Here is an 18,448-nt window from a genome sequence, read left to right as displayed (position 1 = left end):
AGGAGTAGAGTGTGAAAAAGATTTTATTTGCTCTTTTTGCAATCGTATTTTGCAGTGCGGTATCAGCTGGTGCTCAGACACTAAAAGTTGGTGTTAGTGCTGATTATAAGCCGTTTGAATATATAGACGATAATGGTGCAATAGTTGGCTTTGATATTGATTTATTAAAGGAGATAACTAAGCGTACAGGTATAGAGTTTGCCCCACAAAACATGCCTTTTGATACTTTAATAGTTGCCTTAAAAGCTGGTAAAATTGACATGGCTATGAGTGCTATGAGCGCGACAGATGAGCGCAGAAAGCACGTTGATTTTACAGATTCATATTTTGAATCAGCAAATTTATTTTTACAAAGAAAAGACGATGCGCCTATTAAAAATTCAGCCGATTTAGTCGGTAAGCGTCTAGGTTTAGTTCAAGGCACGATACAGGAAATGGCAGCTAAAAAAATAGACGGTGCAAAGCTTGTCTTAACCGATAATATCGCTACTACTGTTTTAAATTTAAAAGCTGGCAAGGTGGATGCTGTTATAGTTGATAGCGTCGTTGGGTATGGATATTTAAAGCAAAATAAAGATACACTAGTCGAGTCATTTGTAGAACCAGACGGTAGCGAGGGCATAAGTATAGCTTTTGATAAGGATAAATTTAAAGACACAATAGAAAAAATCAATACAGCAATTTCTGACATAAAATCCTCTGCTGTATTTGATGAGCTACTTAAAAAGTATGATTTAAAGTGAAAAATATCCTTTTAATAGCTGGTAGCGATAGTATTGGTGGCGCAGGAGTGCAAGCAGACATAAAGACCTGCGAAGCACTCGGCTGTTACAGTGCTAATGCTATTACTTGCGCAGTCGCTGAAAATACAGCAGAAGTGGCGGATATAGTGCCTATGCCAATCTCTTTTATTAAATCTCAAATAGAGTGTATTTTAAAAGAGTTGCGTGTAGATGCAGTAAAGATAGGCATGCTTTTTAGCGCTGAGATTATACAGGCTTTAGCTCCTATTTTAAAACAGATAAATGCTCCCATAGTCCTTGATCCAGTATGCATAAGCAAGGGCGGTTCACCGTTAATTGAGTCTAGTGCCATATCTGCTCTTAGGGAGCTTTTGCCTCTTGCTACCATATCTACGCCAAACCGTTTTGAATTTAAAGAGCTTTTAGATGGTGTTTTAGATTTTCCTTGCGATGTTTTGGTAAAGAAAAATACTTCAGAGGGCGCAACTGATGTGCTTTATAAAAAATCGGGACAAAAATTGGAGTTTGTCTGTGAGCTGTTAGAGCCAAATTTAATCCATGGCACAGGTTGTACTCTATCTACTGCGATTGCCTGCTTTCTTGCTAGAGGATTGAGTGTGGAGGAGTCGATTAAATCTGCAAAAAATTATGTCAGCAAAGCAATAAGTGGTGCTCTATCTACCAAATTTGGCGTAAGAATTTTAAACCATAAAGTAAACTTATGAGCCAAATTTACGCCCTGAGCGACGATACTCTAACTCCCCATGATAGGATTATACCAAGCCTCAAAGAGCTTTTAAGCGCGGGCGTAAAAATTTTTCAATACAGATGCAAACAGAATAAGGATGAGGCTTTGGCTAGGCAGATGCTTGCACTTTGCAGTGATGCAGGCTCCATTTTTGTGGTTAACGATGATGTTGATTTTGCTTTTAAAATAGGCGCAAAAGCAGTCCATGTAGGCAGAGATGACTTTTCTTTAAAATATGCCAAAAAGGTGCTTGGAGATGATGCTTTTGTTGGTGTTAGCTGCTATGATAGCTTAGAGCTTGCTAAAAAAGCCCAAGATGATGGGGCTAGCTATGTTGCTTTTGGTTCTATGTTTGCTAGTAAGACTAAGCCTGCTGCGCCTATTTGCGAGCTTGAAATTTTGACTAAAGCAAAGCAAACGCTAGATATACCAGTTTGCGCTATTGGTGGGATAGATGCTAAAAATATAGGGCTAGTTGCTAAAAGTGGGGTTGATTATATTTCCGTGGTTAGCGCGCTTTATACTCCAAATGATATACGAAGTAATGTTTCAAATTTAAACAGGGCTTTAAAAATTTAATGAATAATATAAACTTATCCCTTCTATTTTCTCGCCTTGGGTTTGGACTTTGTTTGCTTACCCATGGGTATTTCTTACTTTTTAGAGGACTTGGTTCAGGCTTTTCTAGTTCTGCTGATTTGGCTTTTCAAATTTTATATTTTAGTGCATATTTTACACAGCTTTTATGCCCAGTGCTAATTATTTTTGGAATTTTTACTAGAATTTCAAGCGCTACTATTTTTGCCTATTTTACTCTTAAGATATATATTCACAATCCAAAATTTTGGTTACTTTCTAATAGTGGTGGTTTTGTTTTAGAGGTGGATTTTCTCTATATTATTCTATCTTTGGCACTTATTTTTGGTGGCAGTGGCAAGTATGCGCTAAGAGCAGATTAAAAATTTAGCTAAAATTTAAATATTTCTAAGCTTTTTTTAAATATAATTCTATCCTTTTTAATAAATTTAGTTTGAAAGGAACAATGTGCCAACCATTAATCAATTGGTCAGAAGAGAGCGCAAAAAGGTAACTTACAAGTCTAAGTCTCCTGCGCTAAAAGAGTGTCCTCAAAGAAGAGGTGTTTGCACGAGAGTTTACACAACTACTCCTAAAAAACCTAACTCAGCTTTGAGGAAAGTTGCCAAAGTAAGGCTAACAAGCGGTTTTGAAGTCATCAGCTACATCGGCGGTGAAGGACACAACCTACAAGAGCACAGTATCGTACTAGTACGTGGTGGTAGGGTTAAGGACTTACCAGGTGTTAAGTATCATATCGTGCGCGGTGCGCTTGATACAGCTGGCGTTGCAAAAAGAACAGTTTCTCGCTCTAAATACGGTGCGAAGAGACCTAAAGATAGCAAGTAATATTTTATACAGACTAGCTCGTTAGATTTAGTTTAGTTTGAGTAAAATTTATAAATTTGAAGGAATAAAATGAGAAGAAGAAAAGCCCCTGTCAGGGAAGTAATGCCTGATCCAATTTATGGCAACAAGGTAATAACTAAATTTATTAACTCATTAATGTATGATGGCAAAAAAAGTGTAGCCACTCAGATAATGTATGGCGCACTTGCAGCTATCGATAAAAAAGGTGGTGAGGTTAAAGGTATAGACGTATTTAATGACGCTATTGAAAATGTAAAACCTATATTAGAGGTTAAATCTCGCCGTGTTGGTGGTGCCACATATCAAGTGCCAGTAGAGGTGCGCCCAGCACGCCAGCAGGCTCTAGCTATACGCTGGTTAATCACATATGCCAGAAAAAGAAGTGAAAGAACGATGGTGGATAAGTTAGCAAACGAGCTACTTGATGCTGCAAATAGCAAGGGTGCGTCATTTAAGAAAAAAGAAGACACCTATAAAATGGCAGAAGCTAATAAAGCATTTGCTCACTATCGCTGGTAGGAGGTAGCTTATGGCAGATAGAAAAACCCCTTTAAGCAAGGTAAGAAATATAGGTATCGCAGCTCACATTGATGCTGGTAAAACCACCACAACAGAGCGTATCCTATTCTTTACAGGTATGAGCCACAAAATAGGCGAGGTGCATGACGGTGCTGCTACTATGGACTGGATGGAGCAAGAAAAAGAGCGAGGCATTACCATTACTTCAGCTGCAACTACTTGCTTTTGGAATGATCACCAAGTAAACATTATTGACACTCCTGGACACGTTGATTTTACTATTGAAGTTGAGCGTTCTATGCGTGTGCTTGACGGTGCTGTGGCTGTTTTTTGTGCCGTTGGTGGTGTACAGCCGCAGAGCGAGACTGTTTGGAGACAAGCAAATAAATACCGTGTCCCAAGAATGGTTTTTGTCAATAAGATGGATAGGATCGGTGCAAACTTTTTTAATGTAGAAGAACAGATCAAAAACCGCCTAAAAGCAAATCCAGTGCCAATTCAAATTCCAATCGGCGCTGAAGATGATTTTAAAGGTGTAATCGATCTAGTTAAAATGAAAGCCCTAGTATGGGAAGATGAGAGCAAGCCGACAACTTTCGTCGAAAAAGAAATTCCAGCCGAACTAAAAGACAAGGCAGAAGAGTATCGTGCTAAGATGATTGAAGCAGTAGCTGAGACAGATGATGCTTTGATGGAAAAATTCTTTGGCGGTGAAGAATTAAGTGAAAAAGAGATCAAAGATGGGCTTAAAAAAGGTACTCTAAATATGAGTATAATTCCTATGCTTTGTGGCACTGCCTTTAAAAACAAAGGTGTGCAGCCACTTCTTGATGCTGTTGTTGACTATCTCCCAGCTCCAGATGAGGTTGAGGCTATTAAAGGCGAGTATGAAGATGGTGAAGAGGTGATTGTTGATTCTACTGATAATGGCGAATTTGCAGGGCTTGCCTTTAAGATTATGACAGATCCATTCGTTGGTCAGCTTACTTTCGTTCGTGTTTATCGTGGGCAGCTTGAAAGCGGTAGCTACGCTTATAACTCAGTTAAAGGCAAAAAAGAGCGTATTGGCAGACTTTTAAAAATGCATTCAAACAAGCGTGAGGAGATTAGTGTGCTTCATGCTGGTGAAATCGGCGCAGTAGTAGGTTTAAAGGATACCCTAACTGGCGATACTTTAGCCAGTGAAAAAGATAAGGTAATCCTTGAGAAAATGGATTTCCCAGAGCCAGTTATTAGTGTTGCTGTTGAGCCAAAAACTAAGGCCGATCAGGAAAAAATGGCAATAGCGCTACAGAAGCTGGCTCAAGAAGATCCTAGCTTTAGGGTTAGCACAGATGAAGAGAGCGGTCAGACTATTATTAGTGGTATGGGAGAGCTTCATCTTGAAATTATTGTTGATCGTATGCTTCGTGAATTTAAAGTTGAAGCTGAAGTAGGGCAGCCACAGGTTGCTTACCGCGAAACTATCCGCAAATCAGTCGAGCAAGAATACAAATACGCCAAGCAATCAGGTGGACGCGGACAGTATGGACACGTGTTTATACGCATTGAGCCGCTTGAGCCAGGTAGTGGCTTTGAATTTGTTAATGATATTAAAGGCGGTGTTGTTCCAAAAGAGTACATTCCGGCTGTTGAAAAGGGTTGTAAAGAGGCGCTTCAAAATGGTGTGTTAGCTGGCTATCCTGTAGAGGATGTAAAAGTAACATTATATGATGGAAGTTACCACGAAGTCGATAGTTCTGAGATGGCGTTTAAACTGGCTGCGTCAATGGGCTTTAAAGAGGGTGCCAGAAAGGCAAATCCAGTAATCCTAGAGCCTATGATGAAGGTTGAAGTCGAAACTCCAGAGGAGTACATGGGCGATGTTATCGGTGATTTAAATAAGCGTCGAGGACAGGTAAACTCAATGGATGAAAGAAGTGGAAATAAGATCATTACAGCATTTTGTCCGCTAGCTGCTATGTTTGGCTATTCAACTGATCTAAGAAGCCAAACTCAAGGTCGTGCAACTTATTCTATGGAATTTGACCATTACGAAGAAGTTCCTAAAAACGTAGCCGATGAGATAATTAAAAAAAGAAACGGTTAACTTAATTTTGCTAAAATATGGGAGAAAATATCCCATATTTTAGCATTTTTACCATGCTTTATTATTCATTTCTCCTCATAGCTCAGCTGGATAGAGCGCAGAATTCCTAATTCTGAGGCCACAGGTTCAAATCCTGTTGGGGAGACCATTTTTTATATGTTTAAAATTTTAAGGAATCTTTTGCTTAATTTAATTTCGTATAGATTTTTTATTTTTAATTCTATAAAAACAGAATTACTATCTCGTTTTTCTAGAAGTAGATTGGGATTGCTGTGGCTCATTGTTAATCCACTTATGCAGGTATTAATATATGCTATAGTACTGTCTAACGTTATGATTTCAAAGTTACCGGGGTTACCCAATAAATACTCATATGTAATATATTTACTATCTGGTATGTTGATGTGGGCCTTTTTTTCTGAGTCTTTTGGCAGATGTGTAAATTGTTTTGTTGATAATGCTAATTTGATAAAAAAAATACATTTTCCTATATTTATTTTACCAATTATTCCAATTATTAGTAGTGCATTAAATAATGTTATTTTATTTTTTTGTGTTATTATAGTTTATATAATATTGGGTCATAATGTTGGTGTTTCAATATTTTATCTTCCATTGGTTTTTTTTATTGTTGCAATGATATCTTTTGGGTATGGGTTTTTTTTGGGGTTAATAAATATTTTTTTGAGAGATATTTCTCATATAGTTGGAATTATGTTGCAATTTATGTTCTGGTTAACTCCTATTGTTTATATGGATAATATAGTTCCAGATAAATTTAAGATACTTTTAAATATAAACCCACTTGCCTCATTGCTTTCTTTTTATCATGATATTTTGATTTATAATAAAACTCCATCTTTTACTGAACTTATTTATCCTTTTTTGTTTGCTATGGTTGGTGTATTTTTATCAGCCTTGCTTTATTCTAGAATTTGTTCGGAAATGGCAGATGTTTTATGAATATTTTAGAAGTTAAAGATTTGAGTAAAAAATATTATTCATATAGCAATGGGTTAAGCAGAATTTTTTATGCGATATTTCCTAAATTAAAAACCAGGAAATACATTTCAGTTTTAGATAAAATTAGTTTTTCTGTTAAAAAGGGTGAGTGTGTTGGTATTATTGGGATAAATGGTGCTGGTAAGTCAACACTTTTAAAAATAGTGTCTAAAACATTGGGCTTTAGTGACGGTGATATAAAAATTTATGGTAAAGTTGCATCAATACTGGAGCTTGGCATGGGGTTTAATTCTGAGTTAAGTGGACGTATGAATGTTTATCAATCATGTGCTTTATTGGGGTATACCAAAAAAGAGACTGATAATTTTATGGATAATATTATGGAATTTGCGCAAATTGGTGAATATTTTGATCAGCCAATTAGAACATATTCTAGTGGTATGCAGATGCGTCTAGCTTTTGCAATAGTTACGGCAAAAAGGCCAGATATACTTATAATAGATGAAGCATTGAGTGTAGGAGATATATATTTTCAACATAAAAGCTTTGATAAGATACGTGAGTTTAAAGCTCTTGGTACTACATTGATAATTGTCAGTCATGATATTGCTGTTATAAAATCAATTTGTGATAGAGTTATACTTTTAAATAATGGAAAGATAGAAAAAGATGGTGATCCCGAAGAAGTATTTGATTTATATAACGCTTTAATTGCAAAGAAAGAATCAAATGATAAAATTACACAGCTAAAGAATAGGGGCGAAAAGGTTGTAACTATATCTGGTAACGGAAAAGTGTTTTTTAATGATATATTTATTGAGGATATTGATGGAAATCTTTTGACTATTGTGGATGTTGCCAGTGAATTTTATATCCGACTTAGATTTACGGTAAATGATCAATTGGAATCATTGGTTATAGGTTATCAAATAAAAGATAGGTTATCTCAAATTATAAATGGAACCAATAGTTTTTATTTGGACGATGAGCTTTTATCTGTTTCTCCTGGAATCTATGAATTTAAGTTTAAACTCACCGCTAATTTCGGAAATGGTTCATATGGGATTTCCATTGCTGCTCATTCTGGTAGTAATCATATTGGTGAAAATTATCTTTGGGTTGATAATGCTGCTAGTTTTAATGTTGTAAAGCCATCTAGTATACCTATTTTTTATGGGTCAGCATATGCCGATACGATTTTAATAAAATAGGTATATAAAATATGAAAATATTCATTAGTGGCTCAAATGGTTTTACTGGAAAATATCTTAAAAAAGTATTGATTGAAAAGGGATATGATGTTTTTTGCGGAAGTTTAAGATGTAATGATCCAAATGAGTATTATTTTAATTTGCTTGATATAGATAGTATGAACTCTGCCTTTAAAACTATAGGGAAAATAGATTTTTTTATTCATTTAGCTGCTACTAGTTTCACTTTAGCAAGTGATTATGAGATAGAGTTGAATAATAAAATTGGTGTTAAAAATTTAATGCGGGTTCTTTGTAAATTTTATCCTAATTATAATATTTTTTCTAGTTCGGCTTCTGTTTATGGTAACGCCAAAGGTGCTTTGTCTGAAAAATCTTCTTTGAATCCTACTACCACATATGCTAAAAGTAAATTATTTTTAGAACAAGAGGTGTTGATTTCTGGACTTAAGTCTATTGTTGTTAGACCATTTAATTATACCGGTATCTTTCAAAATGATAATTTTCTTATTCCTAAATTAATTAAAAATTTCAAAGAAAAACAAGATTTAATTCGTTTGGGCAATCTAGATATTAAAAGAGAATTTAATGATGTTGATGATGTTGTAAGAATTTATTCTGATTTTTTAAATAGAGCTGATTTATTTACTGAAAAGGGATCTGTTTTTAACATAGGGTCCGGAAAGGCTTATCGTATCGGTGACATAGTGGATTTATTATGTGAAATAAGTGGGCATAAAATAAATGTTATTAGAGATGAAAAATTAATAAGATCAAATGAGTCACAAGAGCTTCGATGCAATATTGAGAAATTGGCTAGTATTGGAATAGAGCCTTGCTCTGGTAACATAAATTCACTTTTAAAAAAAATGTTAAATAATTAGGAAAAAATATGACAAATGTTATACTTTGCGGAGGGGCTGGTACTAGATTGTGGCCTTTGTCTAGGACTATGATGCCGAAACAATTTCTAAAACTTTTTGAAGATGAGACTCTATTTGGTCTTACTATTTCTAGAAATAATATGGCAACAAAACACATAATAGTCTGCAATGAAGCAAATTATTTTATAGCCCTTGATGAATGTAAAAATTTAAACAATTACCAGTTTATACTAGAGCCATTTGGGAAAAATACAGCAGGGGCAATCGCTATGGCAGCACTTAGCGTAGACCCAGAAGAGATACTTTTAATTACGCCTAGCGATCATTACATAAGCGATAAAATAGCATATAAAAAAAGCCTTGATATTGCGGTTGATTACGCAAAAGACGGCTCTGTGGTTACCTTTGGCATAGTCCCCACTTCACCCCATACTGGATATGGCTATATTAAAGCTAGAGGCAGCGAAGTCCTGCGCTTTATAGAAAAACCAAATTTAACTCTAGCAAAAAGCTTTTTAAAAGAGGGTGGGTATTTTTTTAATAGCGGCATGTTTTGCTTTAGGGCTAGGGATTTTTTAGAGCAGTTTGAAAAATACTGCCCAGAAATTTTATCAGCAGCTAAAAACGCACTGGATAACGCTATAAAAGATAATGAGGCGATAAAAATATTACCGAAATATATGGATAGCATAGAAGACATTAGCATCGATTATGCTTTTATGCAGCGTGCTTGCGGTATATCTATGGTGCAGCTTGATGCTGGTTGGAGTGATATGGGTAGTTTTGATGAGCTCTCAGGATTGCTTAAATCAAGTGATTTTAAAAGTATAGATAGCGATGGAAATTTTGTATTAAGCGATAGGATAGTTGGTCTTGTGGGAGTTGATGATTTGATAGTTGTAGATACCGCAGACGCTTTGCTTATAAGCAAAAAAGGCAAAACACAAGATGTAAAAAATCTATACTCTAAGATATTAGAGCACAATCCAAACGCTTGCGAAACCCATACTAAAGTATATCGTCCGTGGGGTAGTTATGAAATTTTAGAAGAGGGTGCTGGCTTTAAGATAAAGCGACTTATTGTTATGCCTGGCAAGAGGCTAAGCCTACAAAGTCATGCCTATAGAAGCGAGCACTGGGTTGTTGTGGATGGGGTCGCTGTTGTAAATATAAATGATAAAGAGTATTGTTTAAACACAAATGAATCGGTATATATAAGCAGTGGAGATAAACATAGGCTTAGCAATAATGAAAACTCTCCTTTGATTATCATTGAGGTTCAAGTTGGCGATTATTTGGGTGAAGATGATATAGTTAGATACGATGATGATTTTAAGAGGGTTTGATGCTTGGGTATGTTAGACTCATGCTCTCTTTTTTAGTGCTTTTTTCACACATTTGGCTTAATGAGTCCTTTAATATAGGCTCATTTGCTGTTATGGTGTTTTATATATTAGCAGGCTTGGTTACATCTAAGGTTTTCATTGATGTGGCTAAGCTTAATATTTTTTATTTTGTTAGAGATAGAATTATACGGATATTTCCATCATATTTTGTTATTTTTATTTTAAGTATTTTATTCTTATCTGTTACTGGTTTTGGAAATTTTAATATAAATAATCCGAACATAATAATAAGTTTATTTATAGTCCCGCTTAATTATTTTTATTTCTTTGATCTTTCTGTTATAGATGCGCCTGTTGGATTAAATTTATTAATTCCAACTGCATGGTCCTTGGGGCTAGAGTTGCAGGCTTATCTTTTGCTTATCCTTGCTATAGTGTTTAAAAAAATCGGTGTTTTTATGGCATTTGGAAGTTTTTTGGTTTTTGTTCTATCTAATTTTGGAGTTTTAGACGCAAATCTTTTTGGATATAGACTCATTTGTGGAGTATTTTTTCTATTTTACTCTGGTTTTTTAATATATACTAAAAAATATAAAATTTTATCACTATTTTTAATTTTATCAATTATGCTTATATGTTTTATTAAGATTTTTGGACTTGCTTTTTTGGCTTTTGGTTTAGAGAGTATCTCGGGCTTTGTGTTTGGCTCTTTATTGATAGTTTTATGTGGGATCAAAAAACCACAGCTAAGGCTAAATTCATTTTTTGGTTCTTTATCCTATATTGTATTCTTGGATCAGTTTTTATGCATTTGGATATGTGAATATTTTGGCATAAGCGTACTTTATTCTATAGCCTTTTCTATCCTGTTAGCTATTTTTATCTATTTTTTAATCGAGAAACCTATGCAAATTTATAGATTTGGGTTATAATAGTCTTTACTTTGGCACTTTTTCAGTAAAATTTAATATTAAAGTGCTAAAATCTCATCTACGAATAAATTTAAGGATACTTATGGGAAGGGCTATTCGCAATATAGAAAGTGGTTGCGTTTTTATAAAGCAAAAGGGCGAGTTTTTTCTTGATGATGATGAGAAAAAACTATACTCAAATACCCTTACTTCTTTGGCTAAAAAGAACGATACACAGGTATTTGGCTATGCGTTAGCTGATTTTGAAGTCGTGCTTTTTCTGCAGACGCAAAATGCACCAAAATTTATGCAAACGCTTAATTCGACCTTTGTAAGGGGGCGAAATAAACTCCGCAAAGAGCCAGCTAAAAGTAATATAAAAAGGTACGAGATTAGGGCTGTGAGCTTGGATGAATTTGACGATTTGCTTGCCTACATAGCCCACGTTGGAGGCTATACTTTTGCTAATATTAATAAAGATTTAAGTTTATACAAAAGAATAGAGATAGAAAAATTTAAAAAAAGGACACAGATGAGATTAGTCGCTTTAAACCCGAGCCAGCATAAAAACCTAAGCTACCATCAGGACATGATGCCGCAGTTTCCGTTTGCACAGATAGTCGCTAGCGAGAGCGTGGCTTGTGAACGGGATTTTGCTATCGTTTTTACAAACGACGTCGTGCCGCGCCTTGTGGTGCTTTTTGGCAAGGATAGCAATATATTAGTAGATCAAAATTTCAAAGGCTACCTGCCAGCTAGCGTGAAAAACTACCCATTTAGCCTAGCCGAAGTGGGCGGAGAGCAGGTACTTTGCATAGATGAGAATGCGCCGCAGCTAAGCGGTGGTGGCGAGAGGCTTTTTAACGACGATGACACTCCTACTGAATTTTTGGGCTTTACGATAAATGCGATGCGAAACTATAATCTCGAGCTTGAGCGGACAAACGTAGCTCTTGAGGAGATACGAAAGACTGGCATTTTAGTGAATAAGGAGCTAAGCGTAAACATAGATGATAAGAAAGTTACGCTTATAAAGGGCTTTTCTGTCGTTAGCCGTAAAAAGCTAAACGAGCTAGATGATGCCACGCTTGCAAATTTTGCCAGGCGAGGGTATTTAGAGCTTATAAACTCACACCTAAGAAGCCTTGTAAACCTTGAAAATTTAGCTGCTAGGATAATAGAAAATGAAAATCGATGAGCTAAAAAACGCTATTTTAAAATCCAAAAGATGTATGATTTATGCAGGCATCTTTTCCATGTTTGTTAACCTTTTGATGCTCACGCCGCCTTTGTATATGCTCCAGCTTTATGGGCGCGTAGTCAGTAGTCGCAGTATGGATACGCTGTTTTTTCTCACTCTCATAGTCGTGTTTTTGTACGTTTGTATGGGGCTTTTTGAGGTGCTTAGAAGCCGCATTTTAATAGTCTTTTCAAACCAGATAGATCTAGCTTTGTCAAAGAGAATTTATAACGCCATCTTTCGTCTGGCTAGCTCTCAGCCAGGCAGAGTAAGCTCTGGGGCGATGAGCGATTTAAACACGCTTAAGCAGTATTTAAGCACAAACGGCGTCTTTGCGTTTTTAGATGCGCCGTGGCTGCCGTTTTATATTTTTATACTGTTTTTATTTCATCCGTATTTTGGCTATTTTAGCATAGTTTGTGCGATTATTTTATTTATTCTTGCTCTTTTAAATGAGCGCGCGACAAAGGATGGGCTAAAGCGCTCAAATGACGCATATAAGAGCGAGATTAGATTTATTGATTTAAATTTAAGAAACAGCGAAGTCATACAGGCTATGGGCATGAATGAAAATCTGCGTAAAATTTGGGAGAAAAAACACGATGACTTTTTACATGCTCACTCAGAATCAAGCGTGAAAGCTGGTGTATATGCAAATTTATCCAAATCTTTCCGTGTGGCTTCGGCTTCACTTATGCTGGGGCTTGGGGCGTATTTGGTCGTTAAGATGGAGATAAATCCAGGTATGATGATAGCTGGTTCTATAATCATGGGGCGAGCGCTTGCACCGCTTGATGTGCTGATTTCTAGCTGGAAAAGCTACAAAGGCGCAAAGGAAGCGTATGTTAGACTTGATAAGTTTTTAAACGATTTTCCAGCCGAAAACGAAAAGCTCCGCCTGCCAGATCCAAAGGGCGATATAGCGCTTGAAGATGTCTCTTTGATGCCGCCAAATTCAAAGCAGCCATCACTTCTTGGGCTTAGCTTTGCGTTAAATGCAGGCGATATGTGTGCGATAATAGGACCAAGTGCAGCTGGCAAAAGCTCGCTTGCTCGAGTGATGCTTGGTATTTGGCCAGTCTTTCACGGCGTGGTTAGGGTCGATGGGGCTGATATTAGGCAGTATGACGTGGATCATTTGGGGCAGTTTGTGGGCTATTTGCCGCAAGATGTTGAGCTTTTTGAGGGCAGCGTGGCTGAGAATATCGCCCGCTTTGGCGAGCTTGATAGCGAGGCCATAGTTGAGGCTGCTAAAAAGGCAAATGTGCATGAGATGATATTAAACTTACCTGAAGGCTATGATACTAAAATCGGTATAGGCGGCATGAGCCTATCAGGTGGACAGCGTCAGAGGGTTGCGCTTGCTCGAGCGCTTTATAAAAATCCAAAGATCATAGTCTTGGACGAGCCAAACGCAAGCCTTGATGAGGAGGGTGAAAGAGCGCTTTTAAGTACCCTGCTATCTTTAAAAGGGCAGGCTACAATCGTTCTGATCACGCATAAGCTAAACGTCTTGCAGGCGGTGGATAAAATAGCTGTGCTAAATGCGGGACGACTTGCATATTTTGGCGCCAGAGATGCGGTACTAGCGCAGCTTGGTGCGACTAATGCTGCTCCTCAGCAAGTAAAAAAGCAAGCCCGTCCTAGCGTGAGTTTAGATGATGCAGATCCAGCTGATGAAAAGGAGAGTAAATGATATTAAAAAGCGAAAAAAGCACCGTATTTGCAGGCGGTGTGGTGATATTTTTACTCGTTTTTGTATTTGGGCTTTGGATAGGGCTAGCTCCGCTAAAATCCGCAGCCGTCGCACCTGGACAGGTGGGCGTGGTGGACAATAAAAAGATAATCCAGCACCTAGAAGGCGGCGTTGTGGGCAAAATTTATGTAAAAGATGGTGATGAGGTTAAACAGGGACAGCCGTTGGTTGAAATTCAAAGCGCCAGGCTAAACTCAGAAATAGAGATAGTAAGAAATGATCTTTTGCAAAGCAGTGTGCTAGTAAGCCGTCTGGAAGCGCAAAGAGATGACGTGAGCGAGGTTAAATTTGACACTAGCTTGGACAAATTTGCTGGATTTAGCGAGGCAGTGGCTGCGCAAAAGAGTATTTTTAACGAACAAAATAGGCTTTTAAAAGACGAGCTAGCCATACTCACAAAGCGAGAGCAGCAACTAAAGCAACAGATAGTGGGTACTCAAGCGATACTTGAAGCAAAGCTTAAGCGAATAGCTAGCCTAAGCGAAGAGATGCACGAATGGCAGAGGTTATTTAAAGAACAGCTTACAGATAAGGTGCGTCTGCGTGAGATAGAGCGTGAAAAAAGCACGCTTGAGGGTGATGTGGCTAGCACTAGGGCCGAAATCTCAAGATTAAATGTTCAAGTAACTGAGACTAAATCTCAAATGGTGGTGAGGCAAAGAAGCTTTAAAGAGGAGGTGCTAAAAAATCTCGAGGATGCAAAGGATAAGCTAGCAAATTCAAAAGAGCGCTATGCTGCACTAAAAGATCAGCTAGAGCGCGCAATGGTAAAATCGCCAGTTGACGGTACTGTGGTAGAACTAGCCATACACACCATAGGTGGCGTGGTGCGCCCTGGGGAGGCTATCATGTCTATCGTGCCAAAAAATGCGCACTACGTCATAGACGCTAAGTTAAATATTTCAGACATCGATACCGTGCATGTGGGGCAGGAGGCGGATATGAGGTTTAGCGCGTTTAACAGCAGGCAAAGCCACGTGATGCAAGGACGTGTAATCTACGTCTCAGCCGATAGTCTAACTGATAATCGTGGCATGCCATACTATGAGCTAAAGGCAGAGCTAACGCCTCTTGGAGAGAAGGAGCTAAAGGAGAATGACTTTTTCTTGCTGCCTGGCATGCCAGCTGAAGTGGTTGTAAAAACTGGTGAGCGTACGGTGCTTAATTATTTACTTAAGCCATTTTTGGATATGTTTACAAGGGCGTTTAATGAGGATTAAATTTATATCTTTGCTATTTTTATCGGCTGCGAGTTTAGGTGCAGCTAGCTTAAGTGAGGCTTATACTATGGCTCTAGAGAATAATAGTGAGCTAAAGCAGAGCCTATACGAAGCCCAAGCGGCTAGTGAGCGTACCAGTAGTGCTACGGCTTATTTACTACCTAGCATTAGCCTTGATGCAAATTATGTAATGGAAAAATATCGCCGTAGAGGCGCTACAAATAGAACAGATGAGAGCTATCTAAAGTACGGCATAAATTTAAACCAAAGCCTGCTACGCGTGCCAGCATGGTATGAGCGTAGTCTCGCAAAGGTACGCGAGGAAAGCTCAAATCTCCAGTATCAAAACACAAAGCAAGAGCTTGCCAAAAAGGTAGCGCAGGCGTATTTTGCTTATGCGTATGATAAGCAGTCTCTAAGCGTGGCTAAAAGCTACGAACAGGCTAGTAAGGCACGATATGAGCGTATGCAAAAGTCCCTTGATATGGGGCTTGCTAATAAGATGGATACACTTGAGTCAAAGGTGAGGTTAGACGAGGCTAGCCTAGAGGTAGCACGCGCTAAAAGGCGCATAGAACTAAGCCGTCTAAGCCTAGCAAGGCTTGTGGGGCAGGAGATTGATGTGGCAAATTTTAGCGAGCTTGATGTGGATTTTTTTAGGCGAGAAAGCCTCGATAAATTTGAAAACGTTGAAGCAAACTTTGACTACAAACAGGCAAAGCTAGGGCGCGAATACTACGAAAAGGACTATTCAAAGCGCGTGAGCGAGTACCTGCCTAGCGTGGATTTTAGCATAGGGTATTTTAATCATAATTACCGTGATGATAGGTACTTTCCAGATGAGTTAAATAAGGTCGAGGGCATGGTGAAGTTTACGCTGCCACTTTACTCAGGTGGTGGCACGAAAGCGCGAGTAGAGGAGGGTAGGCTTATGCGCTTAGCTAGCGCTGAAAAAGAGGCCGACGCAAGGCGCGAGATAGCCATAAAGCAGCGTCAGGCGATGAGCGATTATCTAGGCTATATCTCTGAATATGACATAGCTAAAAGCTCGCTTGAGCACTCTTTGGTGTATGAGCATTCTATCGAGCGCGGATATGAGGAGGGGCTTAAGAATTTAGTTGATTTGCTTGATGCAAAGGCTAGGGTTTTTAAGACACAAAATGACGCACTTGCTGCGGCGCATAAGCTCATACTCTCATATATCGAGCTTTATAGCGACATAGGCGAGATCAGCGAGGATGTGATGGCTAGACTTAGTGGAGCGCTTAGGTAGGTTGGCTTTTTGCTTTATTTATTAAATTTATGAGGTCTGTGGGTACCTTTAATAGGTGCAAGACACGTAATTGGTGTTGCCATAGGATTTGTAATAGGGGTTGACTTTTTAAATGGTAATATTGCTTTGTAAATTTAAAAATTAAGCCCCATGAGTGGTTTAGTTATCACTTGTATCTTAGGGTGATAGCTCGCTAATTTCTAGTTTTGTATTTCCGTTTATACTGGGGCTTGTGCTGAGCTTGCGTGCCTACGCTCTTTAGATTTTACGATAAGCCCCCCCCGCAGCGCTAAAATTGTACCGATATTGCAAAGCAGTTGCGGCAATACTAAAAGCAACCAGTGTAAATTAGCGGCATCAGGCTTGCACTGTGACTTAAAATTTATAATTAAAAATAGCACTATTCTTTAAAAAGCCTAAGAATTTAAAATTAGCACTGTCTTTTAAATTTAAAAACCCATGTAAGGTTCATAAAATATATGTAAATTGCGGAGCTAAATTCCTTTAGTTTTTCTTAAAAGCAATCTTTGCGCTACTTGCTATTACGCCTTATAGCAGTAGTTTAGATGTTCGTTTAATACTCCGCAGGCTTGCAAAAATGAGTGCGCTATGACTTCTCCAAAAAATTTAAACCCCCGCTTTTTCATGTCTTTAGCCAGTGCTATGCTTATCTCGCTTTTGCTTGGTAGGTCGCTTATGCGCTCGTAGCGGTTGATGATGGGCGTATTGTTTGGAGTAAAGCTTAAAAGATAGCTCCAAAAGCTACCAAACTCAGCCCGCACTGCCAAAAAGCATTGAGCATTTGTTATGCAGGCTCGCACCTTTGCCTCATGCTTTATTACGCCCTCTATGCCCATTATGCGTGATACTTCTGCTTTGCTAAACTTAGCCACAACCTCTGGTTCAAATCCCAAAAACGCAGCCCTTAAAGCCTCCCTTTTTTTAAGTACAATATGCCAGCTAAGTCCAGCTTGCATACTCTCTAAGCAGACAAGCTCAAAAAGCTCGCGCTCGCTCTTATTTGCCTCGCCCCACTCATTATCGTGGTAGTGCCTGTAAAGCTCGTCCTTTTCGCACCACTCGCACCGCCTCATAGCCAGCCCCTTTGCCTAGCCTGAGCACGGAAATTCCAAATAGAGCGCTGTTTTAAAATTTCATTTTTATCTATGCTAGCAATGCCAAGCTCCTCCTTGCTCCCAAGTCGCCATAGCACCTCTGCGCTAGGCGAGATTAGCATGCTATCGCCGTAAAATTCCCAGCGGCTTTTATCGTCATCACAGTATTCGCCGACTCTTGCGACCCTGAGTACGCTCACACCGTAGCTTAGGGCTTTAGCTTTTAAAAGCGCCTCCCAGCGGGCATTTGAGGCAAAGGTGTTTGCGCTTAAGGCGATTACTAAATGCACCCCTTTTTTGGCTAAAAACCTCCAGCACTCATCAAAATGCGCTTCGTATGCATTTATTACGCCCACTTTTAGGTCGTTAAATTTAAAAGTCTGCAAAGATAGCTTTTGCGTGGAATTTGCGAAAAATTTTTCCTCGTCCCAGTGTGGGTATGAGATTAGGACATTTTGTGGACTAAATTTAAACGCTCCATCTGCTTTAAAGCTTGCCACACCTTTATAAAGTGCGCCATTTTTTGGCATGATTAGGCTTGTTATTAGGCTTATGCCGTGCTTTTGGCATAGCTCGCTTAGATCCCATTTTCTTTTGTCTGCTAGGGCGGAGATTTCGCCTTTTGGCATTTTAATTAGGCTTTTAAAAAATGGCTGCATGGTGTATTCGCCAAGCACGAGTGCGCTAACACCCTCGCTAACACATATCCTCATGTAATAATCAAGCCTTGAAAGGCTCTGGCTAAGCTCGCCTATTTGAAGTGCGGCTATTTTTGTAAGCTTTTGCGCGCTCATTCGCCTACTCCTCGTTTACCTCTTCGATGCTTAGCTTTGCTTCGTTTAGGATTTGACTTGCCTCGCTAAGTAGCCTTTTGCCCTCTTTGTGTAGCTCTACGCTTTTTTCGAGGCTTGTATTTTCGTCATTTAGCAGCTTAAGTATCTCGCTTGCTTTTGAGAGTTTTGCTTCAAAGCTATTTTCTTGCAT

19 protein-coding genes and 1 tRNA gene are annotated in these 18,448 nt (G+C 38.4%); 17 read left to right on the top strand and 3 right to left on the bottom strand.

Annotated elements, in window-relative coordinates; all coding sequences use genetic code 11:
• Positions 1–11: 11 nt before the first annotated feature.
• The 17 genes from LBC_RS06510 to LBC_RS06430 all read left to right on the top strand — a co-directional run bounded on the left by LBC_RS06510 (position 12) and on the right by LBC_RS06430 (position 16,349).
• Positions 12–743, top strand: a complete 732-nt coding sequence (locus tag LBC_RS06510) for a basic amino acid ABC transporter substrate-binding protein (RefSeq protein WP_221253633.1) — start codon at positions 12–14, stop codon at positions 741–743.
• On the top strand, positions 740–1,468 hold the full coding sequence (locus tag LBC_RS06505) for a hydroxymethylpyrimidine/phosphomethylpyrimidine kinase (RefSeq protein ID WP_221253631.1): 729 nt from the start codon (positions 740–742) through the stop codon (positions 1,466–1,468). The genes LBC_RS06510 and LBC_RS06505 overlap by 4 nt, the downstream gene beginning before the upstream one ends.
• Positions 1,465–2,070, top strand: a complete 606-nt coding sequence (gene thiE / locus LBC_RS06500; protein ID WP_221253629.1) for a thiamine phosphate synthase — start codon at positions 1,465–1,467, stop codon at positions 2,068–2,070. The genes LBC_RS06505 and thiE overlap by 4 nt, the downstream gene beginning before the upstream one ends.
• Positions 2,070–2,450, top strand: a complete 381-nt coding sequence (locus tag LBC_RS06495) for a DoxX family protein (protein ID WP_221253627.1) — start codon at positions 2,070–2,072, stop codon at positions 2,448–2,450. Before thiE ends, LBC_RS06495 begins: the two co-directional genes overlap by 1 nt.
• An 85-nt stretch (positions 2,451–2,535) precedes the next feature.
• Positions 2,536–2,916: a 30S ribosomal protein S12 gene (gene rpsL / locus LBC_RS06490; protein ID WP_221253626.1), complete on the top strand. Its 381-nt coding sequence runs from the start codon at positions 2,536–2,538 to the stop codon at positions 2,914–2,916.
• 69 nt (positions 2,917–2,985) lie between these two features.
• A complete protein-coding gene (gene rpsG, locus LBC_RS06485) occupies positions 2,986–3,456 on the top strand; it encodes a 30S ribosomal protein S7 (protein ID WP_221253625.1) in 471 nt (156 codons plus the stop codon).
• A 10-nt stretch (positions 3,457–3,466) separates the two neighbouring features.
• Positions 3,467–5,545, top strand: coding sequence for an elongation factor G (fusA, locus tag LBC_RS06480; RefSeq protein ID WP_221253624.1), 2,079 nt, complete (start codon positions 3,467–3,469; stop codon positions 5,543–5,545).
• 71 nt (positions 5,546–5,616) lie between these two features.
• Positions 5,617–5,693: transfer RNA gene (locus LBC_RS06475), tRNA-Arg, on the top strand.
• Between the two features lie 32 nt (positions 5,694–5,725).
• Positions 5,726–6,508, top strand: coding sequence for an ABC transporter permease (locus LBC_RS06470; RefSeq protein WP_221253623.1), 783 nt, complete (start codon positions 5,726–5,728; stop codon positions 6,506–6,508).
• Positions 6,505–7,719, top strand: coding sequence for an ABC transporter ATP-binding protein (locus tag LBC_RS06465; RefSeq protein ID WP_221253622.1), 1,215 nt, complete (start codon positions 6,505–6,507; stop codon positions 7,717–7,719). The genes LBC_RS06470 and LBC_RS06465 overlap by 4 nt, the downstream gene beginning before the upstream one ends.
• 11 nt (positions 7,720–7,730) lie before the next feature.
• Entirely contained in the window at positions 7,731–8,603 is an 873-nt protein-coding gene (locus LBC_RS06460; protein ID WP_221253621.1) for an NAD(P)-dependent oxidoreductase, read from the top strand.
• 8 nt (positions 8,604–8,611) lie between these two features.
• Complete coding sequence (locus LBC_RS06455; protein ID WP_221253619.1) at positions 8,612–9,949, top strand: mannose-1-phosphate guanylyltransferase/mannose-6-phosphate isomerase; 1,338 nt, start codon at positions 8,612–8,614, stop codon at positions 9,947–9,949.
• Positions 9,949–10,881, top strand: a complete 933-nt coding sequence (locus tag LBC_RS06450; RefSeq protein ID WP_221253616.1) for an acyltransferase family protein — start codon at positions 9,949–9,951, stop codon at positions 10,879–10,881. Before LBC_RS06455 ends, LBC_RS06450 begins: the two co-directional genes overlap by 1 nt.
• 82 nt (positions 10,882–10,963) lie before the next feature.
• Positions 10,964–12,058 carry a SapC family protein gene (locus tag LBC_RS06445; RefSeq protein ID WP_221253614.1) on the top strand — a complete coding sequence of 365 codons (1,095 nt, stop codon included), beginning with the start codon at positions 10,964–10,966 and terminating at the stop codon, positions 12,056–12,058.
• The gene (locus tag LBC_RS06440) at positions 12,045–13,796 is read left to right on the top strand and encodes a type I secretion system permease/ATPase (protein WP_221253612.1); all 1,752 of its coding nucleotides are present in this window, start codon (positions 12,045–12,047) and stop codon (positions 13,794–13,796) included. Before LBC_RS06445 ends, LBC_RS06440 begins: the two co-directional genes overlap by 14 nt.
• Complete coding sequence (locus tag LBC_RS06435) at positions 13,793–15,076, top strand: HlyD family type I secretion periplasmic adaptor subunit (protein ID WP_221253610.1); 1,284 nt, start codon at positions 13,793–13,795, stop codon at positions 15,074–15,076. Before LBC_RS06440 ends, LBC_RS06435 begins: the two co-directional genes overlap by 4 nt.
• The gene (locus tag LBC_RS06430) at positions 15,066–16,349 is read left to right on the top strand and encodes a TolC family protein (RefSeq protein ID WP_221253609.1); all 1,284 of its coding nucleotides are present in this window, start codon (positions 15,066–15,068) and stop codon (positions 16,347–16,349) included. Before LBC_RS06435 ends, LBC_RS06430 begins: the two co-directional genes overlap by 11 nt.
• 542 nt (positions 16,350–16,891) lie before the next feature.
• Here the strand turns inward: LBC_RS06430 and LBC_RS06425 are convergent.
• The 3 genes from LBC_RS06425 to xseB are packed head-to-tail and all read right to left on the bottom strand — an operon-like array spanning position 16,892 to position 18,448.
• Complete coding sequence (locus tag LBC_RS06425; protein WP_221253608.1) at positions 16,892–17,443, bottom strand: DNA-3-methyladenine glycosylase I; 552 nt, start codon at positions 17,441–17,443, stop codon at positions 16,892–16,894.
• Positions 17,440–18,258 carry a carbon-nitrogen hydrolase family protein gene (locus LBC_RS06420; protein WP_221253607.1) on the bottom strand — a complete coding sequence of 273 codons (819 nt, stop codon included), beginning with the start codon at positions 18,256–18,258 and terminating at the stop codon, positions 17,440–17,442. Before LBC_RS06420 ends, LBC_RS06425 begins: the two co-directional genes overlap by 4 nt.
• A gap of 4 nt (positions 18,259–18,262) precedes the next feature.
• The gene (gene xseB, locus LBC_RS06415; RefSeq protein WP_221253606.1) at positions 18,263–18,448 is read right to left on the bottom strand and encodes an exodeoxyribonuclease VII small subunit; all 186 of its coding nucleotides are present in this window, start codon (positions 18,446–18,448) and stop codon (positions 18,263–18,265) included.

The organism is Campylobacter sp. 19-13652 (genome assembly GCF_019702925.1).
GTDB lineage: Bacteria > Campylobacterota > Campylobacteria > Campylobacterales > Campylobacteraceae > Campylobacter_A.
Note: the sequence above shows the minus strand (reverse complement) of the source record. Positions and strands in the feature narration are given on the sequence as shown.